The sequence below is a fragment of the Streptomyces sp. BK208 genome, assembly GCF_004364245.1.
In the GTDB taxonomy this organism is placed as follows: Bacteria; Actinomycetota; Actinomycetes; order Streptomycetales; family Streptomycetaceae; genus Streptomyces.
On sequence record NZ_SOAV01000012.1, the window covers coordinates 200,015 to 221,762 of the forward strand.

Annotated in this window: 18 protein-coding genes; 3 read left to right on the top strand and 15 right to left on the bottom strand. The window is 71.3% G+C overall.

All coding sequences use genetic code 11. The annotated features are described in order from the left end of the window. Window positions 1-9: 9 nt before the first annotated feature. The 6 genes from EV562_RS27340 to ureA form a co-directional block, all read right to left on the bottom strand. Complete coding sequence (locus EV562_RS27340; protein WP_133889515.1) at window positions 10-1,365, bottom strand: hypothetical protein; 1,356 nt, start codon at window positions 1,363-1,365, stop codon at window positions 10-12. Between the two features lie 69 nt (window positions 1,366-1,434). Beyond that, a complete protein-coding gene (gene cimA, locus EV562_RS27345) occupies window positions 1,435-3,039 on the bottom strand; it encodes a citramalate synthase (protein ID WP_133889516.1) in 1,605 nt (534 codons plus the stop codon). Between the two features lie 309 nt (window positions 3,040-3,348). Next, the gene (locus tag EV562_RS27350; protein ID WP_133889517.1) at window positions 3,349-3,951 is read right to left on the bottom strand and encodes a TetR/AcrR family transcriptional regulator; all 603 of its coding nucleotides are present in this window, start codon (window positions 3,949-3,951) and stop codon (window positions 3,349-3,351) included. Between the two features lie 9 nt (window positions 3,952-3,960). After that, on the bottom strand, window positions 3,961-4,980 hold the full coding sequence (locus EV562_RS27355; protein ID WP_133889518.1) for an agmatine deiminase family protein: 1,020 nt from the start codon (window positions 4,978-4,980) through the stop codon (window positions 3,961-3,963). Between the two features lie 18 nt (window positions 4,981-4,998). Next, complete coding sequence (locus EV562_RS27360) at window positions 4,999-6,708, bottom strand: urease subunit alpha (protein WP_133889519.1); 1,710 nt, start codon at window positions 6,706-6,708, stop codon at window positions 4,999-5,001. Further along, window positions 6,705-7,403, bottom strand: a complete 699-nt coding sequence (ureA, locus tag EV562_RS27365) for an urease subunit gamma (RefSeq protein ID WP_133889520.1) — start codon at window positions 7,401-7,403, stop codon at window positions 6,705-6,707. The genes EV562_RS27360 and ureA overlap by 4 nt, the downstream gene beginning before the upstream one ends. Window positions 7,404-7,565: 162 nt before the next feature. Here ureA and EV562_RS27370 point away from each other — a divergent pair, with 162 nt between their 5' ends. Beyond that, complete coding sequence (locus tag EV562_RS27370; RefSeq protein ID WP_133889521.1) at window positions 7,566-9,020, top strand: cytosine permease; 1,455 nt, start codon at window positions 7,566-7,568, stop codon at window positions 9,018-9,020. Between the two features lie 79 nt (window positions 9,021-9,099). On the opposite strand, the gene EV562_RS27375 is transcribed toward EV562_RS27370, so the two are convergent. The 5 genes from EV562_RS27375 to EV562_RS27395 form a co-directional block, all read right to left on the bottom strand. Beyond that, window positions 9,100-10,188 carry a branched-chain amino acid aminotransferase gene (locus tag EV562_RS27375; RefSeq protein WP_133889522.1) on the bottom strand — a complete coding sequence of 363 codons (1,089 nt, stop codon included), beginning with the start codon at window positions 10,186-10,188 and terminating at the stop codon, window positions 9,100-9,102. A 262-nt stretch (window positions 10,189-10,450) separates the two neighbouring features. Beyond that, the gene (locus EV562_RS27380; protein ID WP_133889523.1) at window positions 10,451-11,503 is read right to left on the bottom strand and encodes a 3-isopropylmalate dehydrogenase; all 1,053 of its coding nucleotides are present in this window, start codon (window positions 11,501-11,503) and stop codon (window positions 10,451-10,453) included. Window positions 11,504-11,573: 70 nt separating this feature from the next. Continuing rightward, a complete protein-coding gene (locus EV562_RS35910; RefSeq protein ID WP_133889524.1) occupies window positions 11,574-11,705 on the bottom strand; it encodes a hypothetical protein in 132 nt (43 codons plus the stop codon). 307 nt (window positions 11,706-12,012) lie between these two features. Next, entirely contained in the window at window positions 12,013-13,653 is a 1,641-nt protein-coding gene (gene pruA / locus EV562_RS27390) for an L-glutamate gamma-semialdehyde dehydrogenase (protein WP_133889525.1), read from the bottom strand. A 46-nt stretch (window positions 13,654-13,699) separates the two neighbouring features. Continuing rightward, window positions 13,700-14,626: a proline dehydrogenase family protein gene (locus EV562_RS27395; protein ID WP_133889526.1), complete on the bottom strand. Its 927-nt coding sequence runs from the start codon at window positions 14,624-14,626 to the stop codon at window positions 13,700-13,702. A gap of 183 nt (window positions 14,627-14,809) precedes the next feature. On the opposite strand from EV562_RS27395, the gene EV562_RS27400 reads away from it, so the two are divergent. Then, entirely contained in the window at window positions 14,810-16,030 is a 1,221-nt protein-coding gene (locus EV562_RS27400) for a helix-turn-helix domain-containing protein (RefSeq protein WP_243860186.1), read from the top strand. On the opposite strand, the gene EV562_RS27405 is transcribed toward EV562_RS27400, so the two are convergent. Beyond that, window positions 16,011-16,601: a TetR/AcrR family transcriptional regulator gene (locus EV562_RS27405; RefSeq protein ID WP_133889528.1), complete on the bottom strand. Its 591-nt coding sequence runs from the start codon at window positions 16,599-16,601 to the stop codon at window positions 16,011-16,013. The genes EV562_RS27400 and EV562_RS27405 overlap by 20 nt on opposite strands. A gap of 83 nt (window positions 16,602-16,684) precedes the next feature. Here EV562_RS27405 and EV562_RS27410 point away from each other — a divergent pair, with 83 nt between their 5' ends. After that, window positions 16,685-18,232, top strand: coding sequence for an MFS transporter (locus EV562_RS27410; RefSeq protein ID WP_208298433.1), 1,548 nt, complete (start codon window positions 16,685-16,687; stop codon window positions 18,230-18,232). A gap of 12 nt (window positions 18,233-18,244) precedes the next feature. On the opposite strand, the gene serA is transcribed toward EV562_RS27410, so the two are convergent. From serA to ilvN, 3 genes are all read right to left on the bottom strand, one after another. Continuing rightward, window positions 18,245-19,834, bottom strand: coding sequence for a phosphoglycerate dehydrogenase (gene serA, locus EV562_RS27415; protein ID WP_133889530.1), 1,590 nt, complete (start codon window positions 19,832-19,834; stop codon window positions 18,245-18,247). Window positions 19,835-20,096: 262 nt separating this feature from the next. Beyond that, window positions 20,097-21,095: a ketol-acid reductoisomerase gene (ilvC, locus tag EV562_RS27420; RefSeq protein ID WP_133889531.1), complete on the bottom strand. Its 999-nt coding sequence runs from the start codon at window positions 21,093-21,095 to the stop codon at window positions 20,097-20,099. A gap of 118 nt (window positions 21,096-21,213) precedes the next feature. Continuing rightward, complete coding sequence (gene ilvN, locus EV562_RS27425) at window positions 21,214-21,738, bottom strand: acetolactate synthase small subunit (RefSeq protein WP_133889532.1); 525 nt, start codon at window positions 21,736-21,738, stop codon at window positions 21,214-21,216. Window positions 21,739-21,748 lie beyond the last annotated feature (10 nt).

Here is a 21,748-nt window from a genome sequence, read left to right on the forward strand (position 1 = left end):
GCGAGCGCCTCAGAAGCCGCCGCCGAAGTCGCCGCCGCCCCCGCCGAAACCGCCTCCACCGCCGAAGTCACCGCCGCCGAAGCCGCCGCCGAAGTCGCCGGGGTCGAAGTCGCCGCCCGAGACGTCACCGCCCTCGTAGCCGCCGAAGTCGCCGTACCCGGTGCCGTAGCCCGCTCCGTAGGCGGGGCCCGCCATCATGCCGCCCAGCATGGTGCCGACCAGCAGGCCGGGCAGGATGCCGCCGCCGAAGTAGCCGCCCGCCCAGGGGCCGTAGGCCGGGCCCGCGTCCCAGTAGGGGCGGCGGCCGTACTCGGTGTCCACCTCGCGGATCATCGGGTCCCGCCCGTCGGCCAGCCGGGCCCGGTCGGCCGCGCAGACCGGGACCTCACGGGTGACTCCGCCCGGCGGCGTCCAGGTGGCGTCGGCGACCGACGGGCCGTGGCGCGGGTCGAAGAAGCAGGGTGGCCGGCGTTCGGGCAGCGGCCTGCCCTCGCGCCGGGCGGCGAGTTGGGTGAGCGAGAAGCGGCCGTCCTCCACCGCCTGGGTGACGGCCCGCACGTCCTCGGGTCTGCGGGCGTTCGCCATGTACGTCTTCGCCTGCTCGTAGGCGTCCAGGGCACGTTCGTAGTCCGCCCGCATCGCGTCGTCGGCACCCGGTTCCGCCGGGTGGAAGTCCAGGCGGTCCAGCTCTTCGCCGAACGCCGTGATGTCCTCGTCGACCACCACCCGCAGCCGCTCCAGTGCCTCCCGCTGCTCCGCCTCGCGGCGGTGCCGGTTGCGCCGGGTGAGCGCGTAGACGCCCGCGCCGCCGACGACCACCACCGCACCGGCGGTGATCAGGGCGCCGGTGGGCGCGGAGGCACCGCCGGAGTCCCAGGACGAGGGGGCGGAGCCGCGCACGCTGCGCAGCGCGTCGTCGACGAAGTCGTTGAGCTGGGCCTTGGGATCGCCCGCGCCCTGCACGGCGGTGACCAGGTTCTGCACGCCCTGGCGGCTCAGCACGCTGCTGTCGGCGCGGGCGTCGAAGCGGTCGCCCAGGCGGACGCCGTACAGACCGGTGATGCCGGTCTCGGTGCGGAGGTTCTGGAAGAGGTTCCCGGTCGGGTAGCCCTCCGGGAGGACCGCGACGAAGACGGGTTCGCCCGCGTCCTCGATCTTGTCGGCGAGCGCGTCCGCGTCCGACCGCGACAGCAGGTCGGAGGCGGCCGGGTCGACGTACACGGGACTCTCGCGCAGGGCCGCGCCGATCTCGGAGACGTCGGTCTGCGCCTGGGCGCCCGGCGCACCGGTCATCAGCAGCGCGAGCGCGGCGACGACCGGCGCGATCAGGAGGCGTATGAGGACTTGCGGTCGGACGTCCTTCATACGTGTGGCGTACCCGAATGGGCATCGATCAGACATAAAGCGCAGAGATATCGACCGGGCCGCGGCCGCTCACTCGGCCGGAGTGACCCCCGCCCGCAGCAGCCCGTACGTGTAGGCGTCCTCCAGGGCCTGCCACGAGGCGGCGATGACGTTCTCCGCGACGCCCACCGTGGCCCACTCCCCCGTGCCGTCCGACGTGGAGATGAGGACCCTGGTCGTGGACTGGGTGCCGTGCACGCCCTCCAGGATGCGGACCTTGTAGTCGACCAGGTCGAGCTTGGCCAGCTCCGGGTAGATCTTCTCCAGGGCGACGCGCAGGGACCGGTCCAGGGCGTTGACCGGGCCGTTGCCCTCGGCGGTGGCGACGATGCGCTCGCCCTTGGCCCAGAGCTTGACCGTGGCCTCGTTGGCGTGGCTGCCGTCGGGGCGGTCCTCGGTGATCGCGCGCCAGGACTCGACCTCGAAGTACTTCAGCGGCCTGCCCTCGGCCTCGGCGCGCAGCAGCAGCTCGAAGCTGGCGTCGGCGGCCTCGTAGCTGTAGCCCGCCAGCTCGCGCTCCTTGACCCGCTCCACGACCCGGCCGACCAGTTCCCGGTCGCCGCCGAGGTCGATGCCGAGTTCCTTGCCCTTCAGCTCGATGGAGGCCCGGCCGGCCATGTCGGAGACCAGCATCCGCATGGTGTTGCCGACCAGTTCCGGGTCGATGTGCTGGTAGAGGTCCGGGTCGACCTTGATCGCGGAGGCGTGCAGGCCGGCCTTGTGGGCGAAGGCGGAGACGCCGACGTAGGGCTGGTGGGTGGAGGGGGTGAGGTTGACGACCTCGGCGACGGCGTGCGAGATGCGGGTCATCTCCCGCAGCCGGCCCTCGGGCAGGACCCGCATGCCGTACTTCAGCTCCAGCGCGGCCACGACCGGGAACAGGTTGGCGTTGCCCACCCGCTCGCCGTACCCGTTGGCCGTGCACTGGACGTGGGTCGCGCCCGCGTCCACGGCGGCGAGGGTGTTGGCGACCGCGCAGCCGGTGTCGTCCTGGGCGTGGATGCCGAGCCGGGCACCGGTGTCGGCGAGCACCGTGGCGACCACGGCCTGCACCTGCGCCGGGAGCATGCCGCCGTTGGTGTCGCACAGGATGACGACGTCGGCGCCGGCCTCCGAGGCGGTGCGCACGACGGACTTCGCGTACTCGGGGTTGGCGCGGTAGCCGTCGAAGAAGTGCTCGCAGTCGACGAAGACCCGGCGGCCCTGCGCCTTGAGGTGGGAGACCGTGTCGGCGACCATCGCGAGGTTCTCGTCCAGCGTGGTGCGCAGCGCCAGCTCGACGTGCCGGTCGTGCGACTTGGCGACCAGGGTGATCACCTCGGCGCCGGAGTCGAGCAGCGCCTTGACCTGGTGGTCCTCGGCGGCGGTCGCGCCGGCGCGGCGGGTGGAGCCGAAGGCGACCAGCTGGGCGTGGCGGAAGTCGATCTCCTGCCGGGCGCGGGCGAAGAACTCGGTGTCCCGCGGGTTGGCGCCGGGCCAGCCGCCCTCGATGAAGCCCACACCGAAGTCGTCCAGGTGCCGTGCGATGGCCAGCTTGTCCGCGACCGTGAGGTTGATGCCCTCGCGCTGCGCGCCGTCGCGCAGGGTGGTGTCGAAGACGTGGAACGAATCGTCGAGTTCGCTGGGTGCGGTCATGATCTGAAGGCTCCTGTTGGGGATCTCGGTCTACCGGAATGACCGGTTCCACCGTCCGTCTATGATCCCTCGCGCTCTCTTCCCGGCTCGGGGTGGGTCCAGGAAAACGAAAAACCCCTCGCGGGTGCGAGAGGTCTGCGCGCGGGTCGAGGACGACGGTGTCCACCCGTACCTGGTCGTACGTGGTGGTCACTGCGGACCGGCGCGCCTGCTGCCAATAATCATGGCGAACGAGAGCACGCGGGAAGTCTGGCACATCCCTCCCGCCGTCCACAGCCCGTCTCAGGATGCGGGCGACGGGCGTCCGGATCAGGACGGTGCGAGGAGCCCGTCGGCGAGGAACTCCCGTACGTGGCCGAGCACCTGCTCGCGGTCCGTGCCGCGCAGGCCGATCGCCACGTGGATGGCGAAGCCGTCGAGGAGGGCCCGCAGCCGGGACGCGAAGCGGTCGGGGTCGACGGGACGGAACTCGCCGCGGGAGATGCCCTCGGCCAGCAGGGCGACCAGGTCGCGGTGCCAGGCGCCCTCGATGGCCGCCTGCCGGTCGCGGGCCTCGTCCGGGGCGTTCTGCGACCGGTTCCAGACCTCCAGCCACAGCGTCCAGTGCGGGTCGCGGTGACCGTCGGGGACGTACAGCTCGACATAGGCGCCGAGGCGTGCCGCGGCGGTGCCGGGCCGGGTGAGCAGCCGGCCGCGTTCGGCGCCGAGGCGGCCCTCGCTCCACTCCAGGGTGCGCAGCAGCAGCTCGTCCTTGGAGCCGAAGTAGTACAGGAGGTGGCCGCTGCTCATGCCGACCTCGCGGCCGAGCGCCGCCATGGTGAGCTTCTCCAGGCCGCGCTCGGCGATCATCTCCATGGCGGCGGCCAGCACGTCCTCCCGCGGCGGGGCCTGCCTGCGCCCACCACCGGCCATCTGCTGCTCCTACGTCCTCGGCTGCTGCTGCGTGATGCAGTGGATGCCCCCGCCACCCGCGAAGATCGTACGCGCGTCCACCAGGGTCACCGTGCGGCCCGGGTGGAGGCGGCGGAAGATGCCCGCCGCGAGTTCGTCGTTCGGGTCGCCGAAGGCGCACAGCACGACGCCGTTGTTGCACAGGTAGTGGTTGATGTACGAGTAGTCGACCCAGTCGCCCTCCTCGTCCTTGAGGACCGTCGGGGCGGGCACCTCGACGACCTCCAGGCGGCGGCCCCTGGCGTCGGTCTCGCCGCGCAGGATCTCCAGGTACGTCCGGGAGCGGGCGTGGTCGGGGTGGCGCGGGTCGCGCTGGCTGTGCACGACGACGGTGCCCGGCCGCGCGAACGCCGCGACGATGTCGACGTGGCCCTGGGTGCCGTACCTGCCGTAGTCGCCGCTGAGGCCGTGCGGGAGCCAGATCGCCTTGGTGGTGCCGAGCTTGGCGTGGATCTCCGTCTCGACCTGCTCGCGGGTCCAGCCGGGGTTGCGGCCGGAGCCGAGCTGGACGGTGTCGGTCAGCAGGACCGTGCCCTCGCCGTCGACGTGGATCGCGCCGCCCTCGTTGACGAGCGTGCTGCTCAGTACGGAGGCGGTGGCGAGGTCGGCGACATGGCGGGCGATCTTGGAGTCGTGCTCCCAGCGGGCCCAGTCCTGGGCGCCCCAGCCGTTGAACACCCAGTCCACGGCGGCGAGCCCGCCCCGCCCGTCCGTCACGAAGGTCGGACCGATGTCCCGCATCCAGGCGTCGTCCAGCTCGCGCTCCACCAGCTCGACGTCCGGGCCGAGCAGCTCGCGCGCGCTGTCGCCCTGGCCGGGCCCGTGCACCATCGTCACCGGCTCGAAGCGGCGCACCGCGCGGGCGACGGATGCCCAGGCCGCACGGGCCCCGGCCAGCTCCTCGTCGTCGGTGAACGTCGCGTTGGGGCCGGGCCAGGCCATCCAGGTGCGTTCGTGCGGGGCCCACTCGGGGGGCATGCGGAAGGTCATGGAGGCGTCCCAGGGGGGTCAGAGGAAGTAGAGGCGGTTGAGGGAGACCGACTCGGCGGGGTCGGAGCGCAGCGGGTCGCCGTCGAGGGTGACCAGGCCGGTCCGCTGGTCGACGTCGACCGCGCCGGTACGGGAGTTCAGCCGCAGGTCGGCCGGGCCGATGCCGCGGGTGCCGCGCACGGCGACCCGGCGGCGTCGGGTCGGCATGGTGTCGCCGCCCTGGTCGAGGGCGGCCTGTGCGACGAAGGCCACCGATATCTCGGCGGGCGTGGCACCGTGCGCGCCGAACTGGGGGCCGAGGACGAGGGGTTCGCAGGTGTCGGTGGCCGCGTTCGGGTCGCCGACCACGCCGTACGCCGGGAAGCCCGACTTGAGGACGAGCTGCGGCTTGGCGCCGAAGTGGTCCGGGCGCCACAGCACGATGTCGGCGAGCTTGCCGACCTCGATGGAGCCGACCTCGTGGGCGAGACCGTGGGCGATGGCGGGGTTGATGGTCAGCTTCGCCATGTAGCGCAGGACGCGGTCGTTGTCGTCGTCCCCGTCCGCGCCGAACTGGGCCTTCATCTTGCCGGCCATGGCGAAGGTGCGGCGGACGGTCTCCCCGGCGCGGCCCATGCCCTGCGCGTCGGAGGAGGTGATGCCGATGGCGCCCAGGTCGTGCAGCACGTCCTCGGCACCCATGGTCCCGGCGCGGATGCGGTCGCGGGCCATGGCGGCGTCGCCCGGCAGGTCGGTCTTGAGGTCGTGGACGGAGACGATCATGCCGTAGTGCTCGGCGACCGCGTCCCGGCCGAAGGGCAGCGTGGGGTTGGTGGAGGAGCCGATGACGTTGGGGACGCCGGCCATCTTCAGCACGTTGGGGACGTGTCCCCCGCCGCAGCCCTCGATGTGGAAGGCGTGGATGGTGCGGCCCTCCAGGACGCGGAGGGTGTCCTCCACGGAGAGGCACTCGTTCAGGCCGTCGCTGTGCAGGGCGACCTGGACGTCGTGCTCCTCGGCGACGCGCAGCGCGGTGTCCAGGGCGCGGGTGTGGGCGCCCATGTCCTCGTGCACCTTGAACCCGGATGCCCCGCCCTCGGCCAGCGCCTCGATCAGCGGGGCCTCGTGGGACGAGGAGCCCCGGCCCAGGAAGCCGATGTTGACCGGCCAGGCGTCGAAGGCACCGAAGGCGTGCTTCAGCGCCCAGGGGGAGTTGACGCCGACGCCCCAGACCGGGCCGAACTCCTGCCCGATGACCGTCGTCACGCCGGAGGCCAGCGACGCCTCCATGATGCGCGGGGAGAGCAGGTGGACGTGGGTGTCCACGGCTCCGGCGGTGGCGATGAGCCCCTCGCCGGACACGATCGAGGTGCCCGTGCCGACCACGACGTCGACACCGTCGAGGGTGTCGGGGTTCCCGGCCCGGCCTATGGCGTGGATACGCCCCTCGCGGATGCCGATCGACACCTTGCGGATGCCCTGGGCCGCGTCGATGACGACGACGTTGCTGATGACGACGTCGCAGGTCTCGCGGACGGCGGCGGCCTTGAGGTGCAGCCCGTCGCGGGCGGTCTTGCCGAACCCGGCGAGGAACTCGTCGCCGTGGCGCTGCGCGTCGGACTCGACGCGGATCACCAGCCCCGAGTCGCCGAGGCGGAGCCGGTCTCCGGCGCGGGGGCCGTGGGTGGCGGCGTATTCGTACGGGGTGAGGCGGCGGGCCTCGGCGGGGTGCCCTCCGGGGCGGCTCATCGCGGTCCCTCCTCTGAGGTGACTCCGAGGTATCCGCAGGCGGCGGCCCGGCGCAGTGCCTCCTGTTTCGCGCCCGGCGCGTCCAGCGGTCCGTCCACCAGCCCCGCGAACCCGATGGCGACGCGCGCACCGCCGATCGGCAGGAGCCCCACCTCGACGTGTTCGCCGGGGCCGAAGCGGACCGAGGACCCGGCCGGGACGGCGAGACGCATGCCGTAGGCCCGCTCGCGGTCGAAGTCCAGCCGCGGGTTGGCCTCGAAGAAGTGGAAGTGCGAGGTCACGGAGACGGGCACGGTCGCGGTGTTGACGACCGGGAGCCGCAGGGCCGCCTCGGGTTCGGCGTGGTCCTCGCCCGGCAGCAGGACACCGGGGGCGTCGGCGCCGAGGCCGCCGCCCCCGACGGGGTCGGAGACGACGGCCAGCCGCGAGCCGTCGTCGAAGACGGCCTCCACGTGCACCTCGGTGACCACGTCGGCGACGCCGGGCAGGACGTCGTCCGGGCCGAGCACGGACCGGGCGCGCTCGACGGCCTCGGCGAGCCGCGCTCCGTCGCGGGCCGCCTCGCACACGGTGTCCGCGATCAGCGCGGTCGCCTCCGGCACGTTCAGCCTCAGCCCGCGGGCCCGGCGGGCCCGGGCCAGCTCGGCCGCCCCGAAGAGCAGCAGCCGGTCACGTTCCGTGGGGGTCAGTCTCACGACGCGGCACCTCCTTGCCTTCCCGAGATTAGAGCACCACTCTAAGCGTGAACCTCACACTAAACACGGAATACAAGCAAGGGAACCGTTGACGAGCAGCCGGGACAACCGTCACATTGAACGTCGCTCTAATTCTCAGGCGGCCGTCGAAGGAGACCAGCCATGCCGATAGAACAGCGCGGAGTCGACACCATCCCCGAGGAGGAACGCACCAGCGGGCCCCGGGACCTGGTGTCGATCCTGCTGGGGTCCAACCTCTGCCTGGGCGTGATCGTCTTCGGCTGGCTGCCGCCGTCCTTCGGCCTCGGCTGGTGGGCGTCGGTGAGCGCGGTGGTCGCGGGAACGGTCGTCGGCACGCTGTTCACCGCCCCGCTGGCCCTGATCTCCCTGCGCACCGGCACCAACCTGTCGACGTCCTCGGGTGCCCAGTTCGGCGTGCGCGGACGGCTGGTCGGCTCGGTGGTCGGCCTGCTGCTGGCCCTCGGCTACACCGCGCTGACCGTGTGGATCGGCGGGGACGTGATGGCGGGCGTCCTCGGGCGCCTCGTCGGCCTCCCGCAGGGCGGCACGACCTACGCCGTCGTCTACGGCCTGCTGGCCGCCGCGACCGTCGCGGGCGCGGTCTACGGCTACCGGGTGCTGCTCGCCATGTCCCGGGTGCTGGCCTACGGCATGACCGCGCTGCTGGTCCTCGGCGTGATCGCCTACGCCCCCGACTTCACCACCGCCGCGCTGCCGGAGGCGGGCGGGTATCTGCTGGACGGGTTCTGGCCGACGTGGCTGCTGGCCGTCGTGGCCGCCGGACTGTCCGGGCCGATCGCCTTCATCACCCTGCTCGGCGACTACACCCGCTACATCTCACCGGCCCGCTTCACCTCCCGCCGGGTGCTGCACGCGACCTGGCTCGGGCTGGTCCTCGGCCTGCTGGTCCCGCAGCTCTTCGGCACCTTCACGGCGTACGCCGCCCGCGCCGCGCTGGACTACGCGGGCCCGCTGGTCGGCGCCTCCCCCACCTGGTACCTGGTCCCGCTGCTGCTGGCCGCCACGGCCGGCTCGGTCGGCAACGCCGGCCTGATGCTGTACTCGATGGGCCTGGACCTGGACGCCATCCTGCCGCGCGCCTCCCGCGCCCGCGCCACCTGTGCGGTCGCCGTCGTCGCCACGGCCTGCGTCTTCGCGGGGCACTACGCCTGGGAGGCGCAGTCGGCGATGACGTCCTTCGTGCTGCTGCTGACGGCGATCGGCACCCCGTGGGCGGTCATCACGATGATCGGCTCGGTGCGCTGCCGCGGGATCTACGACGCGGACGCCCTCCAGGTCTTCAACCGCCGGGCGCGGGGCGGGATCTACTGGTACCGGTCCGGCTGGAACCTCCCGGCGACGGCCGCCTGGGCGGTGGGCGCGGCGGTCGGCGTGCTGGCGGTCTCCCTGCCCTCGTACGAGGGCCCGCTGCTGTCCCTCACCGGCGGGGTGGACTGCAGCTTCCTGCTGTCGGGGCTGGTGGGCGGGGTGGTCTACGTGATCGCCGCGCCGGGCGCCGTCGTGCCCGCGGCACCCGGGGCCCCGGTGGCCGCGCCCGCCGCCGGTCCGGCCGAGTCGGGCGGCGGGCGAGCCTAGGCCGGGGATGCCGGAGCGGGCCCGGGGCCGGAGGCCGGGGGCGTGGCCCCCGGCGCGGCCCGCCCCCGCCCTGGGTACGTCAGGCCAGGGTGTGCATCCACCCGTGCGTGTCCTCGGCCGTGCCGCGCTGGATGTCCAGCAGTGCGTCCCGCAGCCGCTGCGTCACCTCGCCCGTCTCGCCCCCGCTCTGCTGCCACTGGGCGCCCGTCCGCTTGACCGTGCCGACCGGCGTGATCACGGCCGCGGTCCCGCAGGCGAACACCTCGGTCAGGGTGCCGTTCTCCGAGTCGCGCTGCCACTGGTCGACCGAGACGCGGCCCTCCTCGGCCTCGTAGCCGAGGTCACGGGCGACGGTGAGCAGGGAGTCACGGGTGACGCCCTCCAGGATGGAACCGGTGAGGGTGGGGGTGACGATCTTGTTCCCGTAGACGAAGTACAGGTTCATGCCGCCCAGTTCCTCGACCCACTTGCGCTCGATCGCGTCGAGGTAGCAGACCTGGTCGCAGCCCTTGGCGGCGGCCTCGGCCTGGGCGAGCAGGGAGGCCGCGTAGTTGCCGCCGGTCTTGGCGTCGCCCATGCCGCCGGGGACGGCGCGGACCCGGTCCTCGGAGACCCAGATGGAGACCGGCTTGACGCCGCCCGGGAAGTAGGCGCCGGCCGGGGAGGCGATGACGAGGAAGAGGTACTCGTTGGCCGGCTTGACGCCCAGGCCGACCTCGGTGGCGATCATGAAGGGGCGCAGGTAGAGCGACTCCTCACCGCCGTGCACCGGGACCCACTTCTCGTCCTGCCGGACCAGGGCGTCGCAGGCCTCGATGAAGGTGTCGACCGGAAGCTCGGGCATGCCGAGACGGCGGGACGAGGCCTGGAAACGGGCGCCGTTCTTCTCCGGACGGAAGGTGGCCACGGAGCCGTCGGGCCGCCGGTAGGCCTTCAGACCCTCGAAGATCTCCTGCGCGTAGTGCAGCACCATGGTGGCCGGGTCGAGGGAGAGCGGGGCGTACGGAACGAGCTGGCCGTCGTGCCAGCCGCGGCCCTCCGTCCACTTGATCGTCACCATGTGGTCGGTGAAGTGGCGGCCGAACCCGGGGTTGGCCAGGATCGCCGCGCGCTCGGAGTCCGAGAGCGGGGTGGCGGAGGGCTTGAGCTCGATCGTGGGCGTCGTCATGGGTGGCTGTCCTTCACCGGTATTGGTTGTGACGGTCCGCGGTCACGCCCGTACGGCCGGTGGCCGGTGCTAGGACGTCCGAGCATTCCCTCATATCGCGGCTTCGCGTTCGATTATCGCGCGCGGTCCGCGACGGGTGAAACGGGGTGAATGCGGCCCAGGAGTCGATGGTCGCACCTGGCGGACGCAGGAGAAAGCCGCCGGGTGCCTTGTTTCTCGGACCCGGCGGCTTCGAAAGGGTTGGATTTCGAGTGTGCCGGGGTCAGCCGGCTACTCGTCCGGCGAGCGCGTCACCGATCTCGGAGGTGCTCCGGGCGGGCAGGCCGCCGCGCTCGCCGAGGTCGGCGGAGACGGCTTCCTCGATCCGGACGGCCTCGTCCTCGTAGCCGAGGTGGCGCAGCAGCAGGGCGACGGACAGGACCGTGGCGGTGGGGTCGGCCTTGCCCTGGCCTGCGATGTCGGGCGCGGAGCCGTGCACCGGCTCGAACATCGAGGGGAAGTCGCCGGACGGGTTGATATTCCCGCTGGCGGCGACGCCGATGCCGCCGGAGACGGCCGCGGCGAGGTCGGTGATGATGTCGCCGAACAGGTTGTCGGTGACGATCACGTCGAAGCGGGCCGGGTCGGTGACCAGGTAGATGGTCGCGGCGTCGACGTGGATGTAGTCGGTGGTGACCTCGGGGAACTCCGCGGCGACCTTGTCGAAGACGTTGGTCCACAGGTGGCCCGCGAAGGTCAGCACGTTGTTCTTGTGGACCAGCGTGAGCTTCTTGCGGGGGCGGGCCTGGGCCCGGGCGAAGGCGTCGCGGACGACGCGCTCGACGCCGTAGGCCGTGTTGACGGAGACCTCGGTGGCGACCTCGTGCTCGGTGCCCTTGCGGATGGTGCCGCCGTTGCCCGTGTACGGGCCCTCGGTGCCCTCCCGGACGACGACGAAGTCGATCTCGGGCTGTCCGGCGAGCGGGGTGGCGACGCCGGGCAGGAGCTTGCTCGGCCGCAGGTTGACGTGGTGGTCGAAGGCGAAGCGGAGCTTGAGCAGGAAGCCGCGCTCCAGCACTCCGGACGGCACCGACGGGTCGCCGATCGCGCCGAGCAGGATGGCGTCGTGCGCCTTGAGGGCGTCGAGGTCGGCGTCGGTGAGGGTCTCACCGGTGGCGCGGTAGCGCCGGGCGCCGAAGTCGAACTCCTTGGTCTCCAGCTTCACATCCTGCGGAAGGACGGCGGAGAGGACCTTGAGACCTTCGGCCACGACCTCCTGGCCGATGCCGTCACCGGGGATCACTGCGAGATTGAGGCTGCGAGAACTTGCCGACATGAGCGGCACCCTACCTCTCGTCCCACGGGATGACACGCGGCGTCCGGCATGCGGACGCCGCCCGTCGGCCTCAGTGCCCGGTGGAACCGCCGTTGTCCCGGCGGTCGAGGGCGCGCTGGAGGGCGGCCGCGGCGTTCTTGCGGTCGGAGTCGCTCGTACGGGAGAGGTGACGGACTCGGCGGCGGGCGGTCGTCTCGGCCATGGGAATCGACTCCTTCGGCACAAGGGGAGCACGGGAAACGAGGGTGGTGAGAGACGCCGGAAGGGGCGGGAAGCACGGTGCCGCAGGGGTTGCCTGCACGGGGCACGGGCTCACGACCGCCATTCGCTCGATCGAGCGGTACGTTCGGCTCCTACAAAGCTAAGGGAGCGGGCCGCGTCTGTCTCCACAATTACTCGGACTTCCTACTATCTGAGACGGCACCTTCGCTCACACCGCCCCGGCCTGCGAAAACGCCCGGCGGGCCAGGTCGGTCGACCTGGCCCGCCGGGCGTTTCGCGCGCGGGTGTCAGCCCATGTGCGGGTAGGTGTAGTCGGTCGGCGCGACCAGCGTCTCCTTGATGGCGCGGGTCAGCGTCCAGCGCATCAGGTTCTGCGGAGCGCCCGCCTTGTCGTTGGTGCCGGAGGCACGGCCGCCGCCGAAGGGCTGCTGGCCGACGACGGCACCGGTCGACTTGTCGTTGATGTAGAAGTTGCCGGCCGCGTAGCGCAGCTTCTCCATCGTGTACGCCGCCGCCGCGCGGTCGTTGGAGATGACGGAGCCGGTGAGCGCGTAGTCCGACACCGACTCCATCTGGGTCAGCATCTCGTCGTACGCGTCGGCCTTGCTGTCGTCGTACACGTGAACCGCGAGGAACGGGCCGAAGTACTCGGTGCGGAAGACCTCGTTCTCCGGGTCGGTGCACTCCACGACGGTCGGGCGCACGAAGTAGCCGACCGAGTCGTCGTAGGAGCCGCCCGCGACGATCGTGCAGGTGTCGTCCGCCTTGGCACGGTCGATGGCGGCCTTGTTCTTGGCGAAGGAGCGCTCGTCGATGACGGCGCCGAGGAAGTTCGACAGGTCGGTGACGTCACCCATGGTGAGGTAGTCGACCTCGGCGGCGAACTCCTCCTTGAACCCGTCGTTCCAGATGGACGCCGGGATGTAGGCGCGGGAGGTGGCGCTGCACTTCTGGCCCTGGTACTCGAAGGCACCGCGGGTCAGGGCGGTCTTCAGCACGGCGCGGTCGGCCGACGGGTGGGCGACCAGGAAGTCCTTGCCGCCGGTCTCGCCGACCAGGCGCGGGTAGGTGCGGTACTTCTCGATGTTGTTGCCGACCGTCTTCCACAGGTGCTGGAAGGTCTTGGTCGAGCCGGTGAAGTGGATGCCGGCCAGGTCCCGGTGCTCCAGGGCGACCTCGGAGACCGCGATGCCGTCGCCGGTGACCAGGTTGATGACGCCCTTGGGCAGCCCGGCCTCCTCCAGGAGCTGCATGAGCAGCACGGCGGCGTGGGTCTGCGTCGGGGACGGCTTCCAGACCACCACGTTGCCCATCAGGGCGGGGGCGGTGGGCAGATTGGCCGCGATCGCGCTGAAGTTGAAGGGCGTGATCGCGTAGACGAAGCCCTCCAGCGGGCGGTGGTCCATGCGGTTCCACACACCCGGGGAGTTGGCCGGGGGCTGCTCGGCCAGGATGTTGCGGGCGTAGTGGACGTTGAAGCGCCAGAAGTCGATCAGCTCGCACGGGCTGTCGATCTCGGCCTGCTGGGCGGTCTTGGACTGGCCGAGCATGGTGGAGGCGGCGATGGTCTCGCGCCACGGACCCGACAGCAGCTCGGCGGCGCGCAGGATGATCGCGGCGCGGTCGTCGAAGGACATCGCGCGCCAGGCGGGGGCGGCGGCCAGGGCGGCGTCGATCGCGTCCTGGGCGTCCTGCTGGGTGGCGTTCGCGTACGTGCCCAGGCGGGACTTGTGGTTGTGCGGCTGCACGACGTCGAAGCGCTCACCGCCGCCCATCCGCTTGACACCGCCGATGGTGCAGGGCAGGTCGACCGGGTTGTCGGCCAGCTCCTTGAGCTTGACCTCCAGACGGGCGCGCTCGGGCGAGCCGGGGGCGTAGCCGTGCACCGGCTCGTTGACGGGGGTGGGGACCTGGGTCACAGCGTCCATGGGTTCCGTAACTCCTTTAACTGAGCGGTCTTGCGAGCGGGTGGGCTCAGCCCTTGCTGACCATCGAGCGGGCGAAGAACCGGAGGTTGGCCGGCTTCTCCGCCAGACGGCGCATGAAGTAGCCGTACCAGTCGGTGCCGTAGGCGGTGTACACGCGCATGCGGTGGCCCTCGGCGGCGAGCCGGAGGTGCTCGTCGCCGCGGATGCCGTACAGCATCTGGAACTCGTACTCGTCGAGCTTGCGCCCGGCGGTGCGGGCCAGCTCCTGGCCGATGGCGATCAGGCGCGGGTCGTGCGACCCGATCATCGGGTAGCCCTCGCCCTCCATCAGCGTGCGCAGGATGCGGACGTACGCCTTGTCGATCTCGTGGCGCTGCTGGTACGCGACCTCTGCGGGCTCCTTGTAGGCGCCCTTCACCAACCGTACGCGAGAGCCGCTGTCGGCGAGGCGGCGCGCGTCGGCCTCGGTGCGGAAGAGGTAGGCCTGGATCACACAGCCGGTCTGCGGGAAGTCCTTCCGCAGCTCCTCGTGGATGGCGAACATCGAGTCGAGGGTGGTGTGGTCCTCGGCGTCGAGCGTGACCGTGGTGCCGATCTCGGCGGCGGCCTCGACGACCGGGCGGACGTTCTTGAGGGCCAGCTCGTGGCCGCCCTCCAGCGCTTGGCCGAACATCGAGAGCTTCACGGACATCTCGGCGCGGGTGCCGAGGTCGAGCGGCTTGAGCCGGTCGATCAGCTCCAGGTACGCGTCGCGGGCGGCCTCGGCCTGCGCGGGGGTGGTGATGTCCTCGCCGACGACGTCCATCGTCAGTTCCAGGCCCTGATCGGTGAGCTCCCGGATGATCGGCACGATCTGGTCGACCGTCTCGCCGGGGATGAACCGGTCGACGACCGGCTTCGTCACGGGCGCTGCCGAGACGAGACGACGCATCCGGTCGCTGCGCGACGCGGCGAGAATCACGGGACCCAGCACGGGGCACCTCCACTTACCAACCAACACAGGGGCCGCGGCCCCGGGAACGGGGAACGGCACGGAGAACCACCGTGAAATCTAAGGATGCTCCCGATCGTCGGCCATCGACAGCTGTCACGCATCCGTGCGCCGGATCTCAGACATATGTATGAAGGGCGCCCGCTCATGCGGCAGAATGTCCGGATGGCGTCCGATTCCCGAGGTCCCACAGGTTCCGGTGGTGCCCGTGGTGACTACCAGGAGCTGGTCGACGAGCTCTCCGAGCTGCTGGGCGCGCCGGCGACCCTGGAGAACCGCGACTTCGAGCTGATCGTCTTCGGCGCGTACGACAGCGAGGGCGACCTGGACCCGTCCGTCCTGGACCCGGTGCGCACCCGCTCGATCCTCACCCGGCGCTCCACGGCCGCGGTCCGCGCGTGGTTCGAGAGCTTCGGCATCACCCGTGCGACCGGGCCGGTCCGCATCCCGCCCACCCCCGAGGCCGGGGTGTACCGGGGGCGCACCTGTCTGCCGGTACGCCATCGGGGTGTGGTCCTCGGTTACGTGTGGCTCCTGGACACCGATCCGGAGCCGTCCGAGCGGCAGCTGGCGGCGGCCATGGAGGTCACGGCGCGGATCGGCGCGCTGCTCGCCGACGAGGCGCAGCACGGCGCGGACCTGAGCCGGGAGCTGCGGGCGGTGCTGACCGCCGAGCGGGAGTGGCAGCGGGACATGGCGGTGGCGGAACTGCGCAGCGCGCTGGGCTCCCGGGCGGACACCCCGCACGCGGTGGTCTGTGTGGCGCCCTGGCCCTCGGCCGACCCGGACGACGCGCCCTCGGTGCGTACGGTGCCGGGGGCGACGGCCCTGTGCACGGTGCCGTGGGGGGCCTCGGCCGTGTCACTGGCGCTCCTGGTCAGGCTGCGCTCGGCGCATGTGCCGACCCCGGCGACGACGGCGGCGGGGCGACTCCTGGAGCGGGCGGGGACCCCGGCCGGCGCGGGCGGGCACCCCGGCGCCGCGGCCGGTGTGTCCGCGCCCCGCACGGGTCTCGCGGACCTGGGCACGGCCTGGGAGGAGGCCTCGGCGGCCGCCCGGGCGGCGCGCGCGGAGTCGCGGTTCGGACCGGTCGCGCAGTGGACGTCGATCGGGGCGTTCCGCCTGCTGACCTCGCTGCCCCCGCACTCCTGTGACGATCCCGCGGTGCGCGCGCTGCTGGCCCCCGCCCACCGCGAACTCGCCCGCACCGCCGAGGTGTACCTGGACTGCGCGGGCCAGGCCGGCCGGACCGCCGCCGAGCTGGGCGTCCACCGCCAGACGCTGTACTACCGCCTGTCCCGTGTCGAACAGCTCACCGGCCTGGACCTCGACGACGGCGAGGACCGGCTGCTGCTGCACATGGCGCTCAAGGCGCAGCGCCTGTAGCGGCCTCGATCACCCTGCGCAGGCCCTCGGTCAGCACGTCGGCGTCGGGTGCGCTCTTCGGGTCGAAGGTCCACTGGGCGATGAGGCCGGTCATCAGGGTGACGTAGAACGCGCCCAGGGTGTCCGTCGTCTCGTCCGTGACGTCCTCCTCCCTGCCGCCCATGAGCAGGGGGACGATGCCGCGTCCGGCCTCGCGCTGGGCGCGGCCGAGGTGGTCGCGCAGCTCGGGCATCCGCTCGCCCATGACCAGCACCTCCATGCTGAGGCGCCAGACGGAGCCGGGCTCCCGCATGGTGCCGATGATGTTGGACCACACCTGCCGGAACCGTTCGACCGAGCCCGGTTCGGTGTCGCCCAGAGCGGGGCCCTCCCCCTCGAAGGCGCCCCCCATCCCCTCGATCAGCTCGATGTACGCCTGGGCGAGCAAGACGTCCTTGGAGCCGTAGTGGTAGCCGATGGACGCCAGGTTGGTCCCCGACTCCTTGACGATGTCGCGCGCGGTCGTGCGCGCGAACCCTTTCTCGAGCAGGCAGCGCTTGGCGCCTTCGAGCAGATCCTCGCGATGTCCCATGGCGTCACCTTACCGCCGTTCCATACAGACGTATTACACACACGTCCTAGACAGTCGTATAAGACGTGCGTACAGTCGCCGCCATGACAACGAACCCGCCCCGCGCCGGGCGCCGTGAGTGGACGGCGCTGGCCGTCCTGATGCTCCCGCTCCTGCTGGTCTCGATGGACGTCTCCGTCCTGTACTTCGCGATCCCCTCGATCAGCGCCGATCTGGAACCGAGCGGCACGCAGCAGCTGTGGATCTTCGACATCTACGGCTTCGTCCTGGCGGGCCTGCTGATGACCATGGGGTCGCTGGGCGACCGCATCGGGCGGCGCAGGCTGCTGCTGATCGGCGCGGCGGCCTTCGGGGCGGCCTCTGTGGTGGCCGCATACGCGCACAGCGCCGAGACCCTCATCGCCGCCCGTGCCGTCCTCGGCATCGGCGGCGCGACCCTGATGCCCTCGACGATGGCGCTGATCCGCACGATGTTCTCCGACCCCTCGCAGCGGGCGAAGGCGGTCGGGCTGTGGTCCGGGGTGATGACCGCGGGCATCGCGCTCGGCTCGGTGATGAGCGGCGTGCTGGTCGAGTATTTCTGGTGGGGCTCGGTCTTCCTGGTCAACCTGCCCGCGATGGTGCTGCTCCTGGTACTGGGCCCGGTGCTGCTGCCGGAGTCGCGCAGCCCCCGCGCCGGCCGCTTCGACCTGCTGAGCGTGCCGCTGTCGATGGCCGCGATCCTGCCCGTGATCTACGGCCTGAAGGAGATCCCGACCGAAGGCTGGCACGTGGAGTACGTGCTGTCGGTGACCGTCGGCCTGCTCTTCGCGGCACTGTTCGTGCACCGCCAGCGCACTGCCGGGTCTCCGCTGATCTCACCGCGGTTGTTCCGCACGCGCGGCTTCACCCCGGCCGTCGTCCTCAACCTGGTGTCGGCCTTCGGGCTGATGGGCTCTTCCTACTACACCACCCAGTACCTCCAGTCGGTGCTGGACAAGAGCGCGCTGGAGGCCGCCCTGTGGGCCCTGCTGCCGTCGGTGCCGATCGGTCTCGCCGCGCCCCTCGCGATGCGGCTGGTGCAGCGGGGCGTGGAACGGGCCTACGTCGTCGCGGGCGGATTCGTGGTCGCGGCGGCCGGATACGGTCTGCTGGCCCTCTCCGGCACCGATTCCCTGTGGCTGCTGCTGGGTGCGTGCGCGGTCATGGCGAGCGGCATCGTTGCGGTGATGTCCCAGCTCGCCGACCTGGCGCTCAGCGCCGCACCGGTCGAGAAGGCAGGGGCGGCGTCCTCCCTGATGGAGACCGGCACCGAGTTCGGCGGCGCCCTGAGCCTGGCCGTCCTCGGCTCGGTCGGCACGGCCGTGTACCACCGCGAGATGCCGGCGGCGGCACCGGACGCGGCCCGGGAGACTCTGGGCGGTGCGCTGAGCGTCGCGCGTGACCTTCCCGGGACCGCGGGAGAGGTACTGGCGACGGCGGCGCGGGAGGCCTTCACCCACGGTATGCAGGGCGCGGCCGTGGCGGGCGCGGTGCTGCTGCTGGTGGCGGCCGTCCCGGCGGCGCGAGCACTGCGCGGGATCCGGGTGCGCGAGGAGACGGTCACGGCAAACGCCGAACAGGCTGACTCACTCAGCCCGTCCGGCGTTTGAGGACGCGGTCGCTCAGACCAGGTTCACCGACCGGGCGGACGTCGCCCCGATCTCCGCCGAGACCTCCGCCAGCACCCCGGCGGGCACCGTGTCGTCGACGGTCAGCACGGCGAGCGCCTCGCCGCCGACCGTCGCCCGGGCGACCTGCATGCCGGCGATGTTGATGCCGGCCTCGCCGATGATGCGGCCGACGGTGCCGACGACGCCGGGACGGTCCTCGTAGCGCAGGACGACCATGTGGTCGGCGAGGGCGAGGTCCACGTCGTACTCACCGACGGCGACGATCTTCTGCAGGTGCTTCGGGCCGGCCAGCGTGCCGGAGACCGACACCTCCTCGCCGTCGGCGAGGGTGCCGCGCACGATCACCACGTTGCGGTGCTCCGGGGACTCCGAGCTGGTGGTCAGCCGGACCTCCACGCCGCGCTCCTGGGCGAACAGCGGGGCGTTGACGTAGGAGACGGTCTCGTCGACGACGTCCTCGAAGACGCCCTTGAGGGCGGAGAGTTCCAGCACCTTCACGTCGTGCTGGGTGATCTCGCCGTAGACCTCGACGTCGAGGCGGACGGCGACCTCGCCGGCGAGGGCGGTGAAGATGCGGCCGAGGCGCTCGGCGAGCGGCAGACCGGGCTTGACGTCCTCGGCGATGACACCGCCCTGGACGTTGACCGCGTCCGGGACCAGCTCGCCGGCGAGGGCGAGGCGCACCGACTTGGCGACGGCGATGCCGGCCTTCTCCTGCGCCTCGTCGGTGGAGGCGCCCAGGTGCGGGGTGCAGACCACCTGGTCGAACTCGAACAGCGGCGAGTCGGTGCAGGGCTCCTTGGCGTACACGTCGAGGCCCGCGCCGGCCACGCGGCCCTCCTTGAGCGCCGAGTACAGCGCCTCCTCGTCGACGATGCCGCCGCGCGCGGCGTTGACGATGCGGACGCTCGGCTTGACCTTGCGCAGCGCCTCGTCGCCGATCAGGCCGAGGGTCTCGGGGGTCTTGGGCAGGTGCACCGTGATGAAGTCGGAGACCTCGAGCAGCTCGTCCAGGGACAGCACCTTGACGCCCATCTGCGCGGCCCGCGCGGGCTGGACGTAGGGGTCGTAGGCGACGACCTTCATGCCGAAGGCCGACATGCGCTGCGCGACCAGGGCGCCGATGCGGCCGAGGCCGACGACGCCGAGGGTCTTCTCGGCCAGCTCGACGCCGGTGTACTTGCTGCGCTTCCACTCGCCGTTCTTCAGCGCGGCGTTGGCCTGCGGGATGTTGCGGGCGGTGGCGATCAGGAGGCCGCAGGCCAGCTCGGCGGCGGTGACGATGTTGGAGGTCGGGGCGTTGACCACCATCACGCCGGCCTTGGTGGCGGCGGAGACGTCCACGTTGTCCAGGCCGACGCCGGCGCGGGCGACGACCTTGAGCTTCTTGGCGGCGGCGACGGCCTCCGCGTCGACCTTGGTCGCGGAGCGGACCAGGATCGCGTCCACGTCGGCGATGGCGGGGAGCAGTTCGGCCCGGTCCGCGCCGTTGCAGTGGCGGATCTCGAAGTCGGGGCCGAGCGCGTCCACGGTCGCGGGCGACAGCTCTTCGGCGATGAGTACGACGGGTTTCGAGCTCACGTGAGTCCTCACAAGTCCAATGCGGACGGCCGTCCCGACGGCCGCATTCGGTGTCGCTGAGCCGCGTGGAAGACGCACGACGCTGTGGGCCTGACGCGTATGTTGTGCTGCAGTCTAGTGGCGGGACGCGGGTCGTCCTGTGCCTCTGCGGAAGGATCACCCGTCCGTGGCCGGACGGAATGGACAACGCCGCGGGTCCGACGTTACCCCGGGTTCGCCGAAGGGGCCGGAGCGGCATCGCCCCGGCCCCCGGCGGTGAGGCTTACGCCTCCTCGTCGACCCAGCTCATGAGCTTGCGCAGCTCCTTGCCGGTGGTCTCGAGCAGGTGCTCGGAGTCCTGCTTCTTGTACTCGTTGTACTTCTTCAGACCGCCGTGGTACTCGTCCATCCAGTTCTTGGCGAAGGTGCCGTCCTGGATCTCGGCGAGGACCTTCTTCATCTCGGCCTTGGTGGCGTCGGTGATGATCCGCGGGCCGGTGACGTAGTCGCCCCACTCGGCGGTCTCGGAGATCGACCAGCGCATCTTCTCCAGGCCGCCCTCGTACATGAGGTCCACGATCAGCTTCAGCTCGTGCAGGCACTCGAAGTAGGCGATCTCCGGCTGGTAACCGGCCTCGGTCAGCGTCTCGAAGCCCGCCTTGACCAGTGCCGCGGTGCCACCGCACAGCACGGCCTGCTCACCGAAGAGGTCGGTCTCGGTCTCCTCGGTGAAGGTGGTCTTGATGACGCCGGCGCGGGTGCCGCCGATGCCCTTGGCGTAGGACAGGGCCAGCGCGAAGGCGTTGCCCGTGGCGTCCTGCTCGACGGCGGCGATGCAGGGAACGCCGCGGCCCTCCTCGTACTGACGGCGCACCAGGTGGCCCGGGCCCTTGGGGGCGACCATGCAGACGTCCACGCCGGCCGGCGGCTTGATGAAGCCGTAGCGGATGTTCAGGCCGTGGCCGAAGAACAGCGCGTCGCCGTCCTTCAGGTTGTCCTTGATGTCCTTCTCGTAGACCTCGGCCTGGATGGGGTCCGGGACCAGGATCATGATGACGTCGGCCTCGGCGGCGGCCTCGGACGGGCTCACCACGCGCAGGCCCTGCTCCTCGGCCTTGGCCTTGGACTTGGATCCCTCGTGCAGACCGACGCGCACGTCGACACCGGAGTCGCGCAGCGACAGGGCGTGGGCGTGACCCTGGCTGCCGTACCCGATGACCGCGACCTTGCGGCCCTGGATGATGGACAGGTCGGCGTCGGCGTCGTAGAACAGCTCGGCCACTGGGTTCTCTCCTTGTGTGCAGGTGTTGCGTCCCACCGTATGCCGGTGGGCGGAAGGGAAGTTTCGGGGTCTCGGCATACGGGCGGCCGTCGGTGTCCGCGGCCGCCCGTTTCCGTCGTTATGCGGACCGGTCGAGTGCGCGCAGCGAGCGGTCCGTGATCGAACGTGCGCCACGACCGATGGCGATCGTGCCGGACTGCACGAGTTCCTTGATGCCGTACGGTTCCAGCATCCTGAGCATGGCGGTCAGCTTGTCGCTGCTGCCGGTGGCCTCGATGGTGACGGCCTCCGGGGAGACGTCGACGGTCTTGGCGCGGAACAGCTGGACGATCTCGACGATCTGGGAGCGCGTCTCGTTGTCGGAGCGCACCTTCACCAGAACGAGTTCGCGCTGGACGGCCTGGGCGGGCTCCAACTCGACGATCTTGAGCACGTTGACCAGCTTGTTGAGCTGCTTGGTCACCTGCTCCAGCGGGAAGTCCTCGACGCTCACGACGATGGTGATGCGGGAGATGTCGGGGTGCTCGGTGACGCCGACGGCGAGCGAGTCGATGTTGAAGCCGCGGCGGGAGAAGAGGGCGGTGATCCGCGCCAGGACGCCGGGGGTGTTCTCCACCAGGACGGAGAGCGTGTGCTTGGACATGGTCTCTTCG

Bases quoted from the DNA above. Each gene is read 5' to 3' on its own strand.
- ilvN (WP_133889532.1), bottom strand. From the start codon at position 21,738: ATGTCCAAGCACACGCTCTCCGTCCTGGTGGAGAACACCCCCGGCGTC.
- EV562_RS27410 (WP_208298433.1), top strand. From the start codon at position 16,685: ATGACAACGAACCCGCCCCGCGCCGGGCGCCGTGAGTGGACGGCGCTG.
- EV562_RS27355 (WP_133889518.1), bottom strand. From the start codon at position 4,980: ATGACCTTCCGCATGCCCCCCGAGTGGGCCCCGCACGAACGCACCTGG.
- pruA (WP_133889525.1), bottom strand. From the start codon at position 13,653: ATGGACGCTGTGACCCAGGTCCCCACCCCCGTCAACGAGCCGGTGCAC.
- cimA (WP_133889516.1), bottom strand. From the start codon at position 3,039: ATGACCGCACCCAGCGAACTCGACGATTCGTTCCACGTCTTCGACACC.
- EV562_RS27400 (WP_243860186.1), top strand. From the start codon at position 14,810: ATGGCGTCCGATTCCCGAGGTCCCACAGGTTCCGGTGGTGCCCGTGGT.
- EV562_RS27340 (WP_133889515.1), bottom strand. From the start codon at position 1,365: ATGAAGGACGTCCGACCGCAAGTCCTCATACGCCTCCTGATCGCGCCG.
- EV562_RS27380 (WP_133889523.1), bottom strand. From the start codon at position 11,503: ATGTCGGCAAGTTCTCGCAGCCTCAATCTCGCAGTGATCCCCGGTGAC.
- EV562_RS35910 (WP_133889524.1), bottom strand. From the start codon at position 11,705: ATGGCCGAGACGACCGCCCGCCGCCGAGTCCGTCACCTCTCCCGTACG.
- EV562_RS27375 (WP_133889522.1), bottom strand. From the start codon at position 10,188: ATGACGACGCCCACGATCGAGCTCAAGCCCTCCGCCACCCCGCTCTCG.
- EV562_RS27360 (WP_133889519.1), bottom strand. From the start codon at position 6,708: ATGAGCCGCCCCGGAGGGCACCCCGCCGAGGCCCGCCGCCTCACCCCG.
- EV562_RS27370 (WP_133889521.1), top strand. From the start codon at position 7,566: ATGCCGATAGAACAGCGCGGAGTCGACACCATCCCCGAGGAGGAACGC.
- EV562_RS27350 (WP_133889517.1), bottom strand. From the start codon at position 3,951: ATGGCCGGTGGTGGGCGCAGGCAGGCCCCGCCGCGGGAGGACGTGCTG.
- EV562_RS27405 (WP_133889528.1), bottom strand. From the start codon at position 16,601: ATGGGACATCGCGAGGATCTGCTCGAAGGCGCCAAGCGCTGCCTGCTC.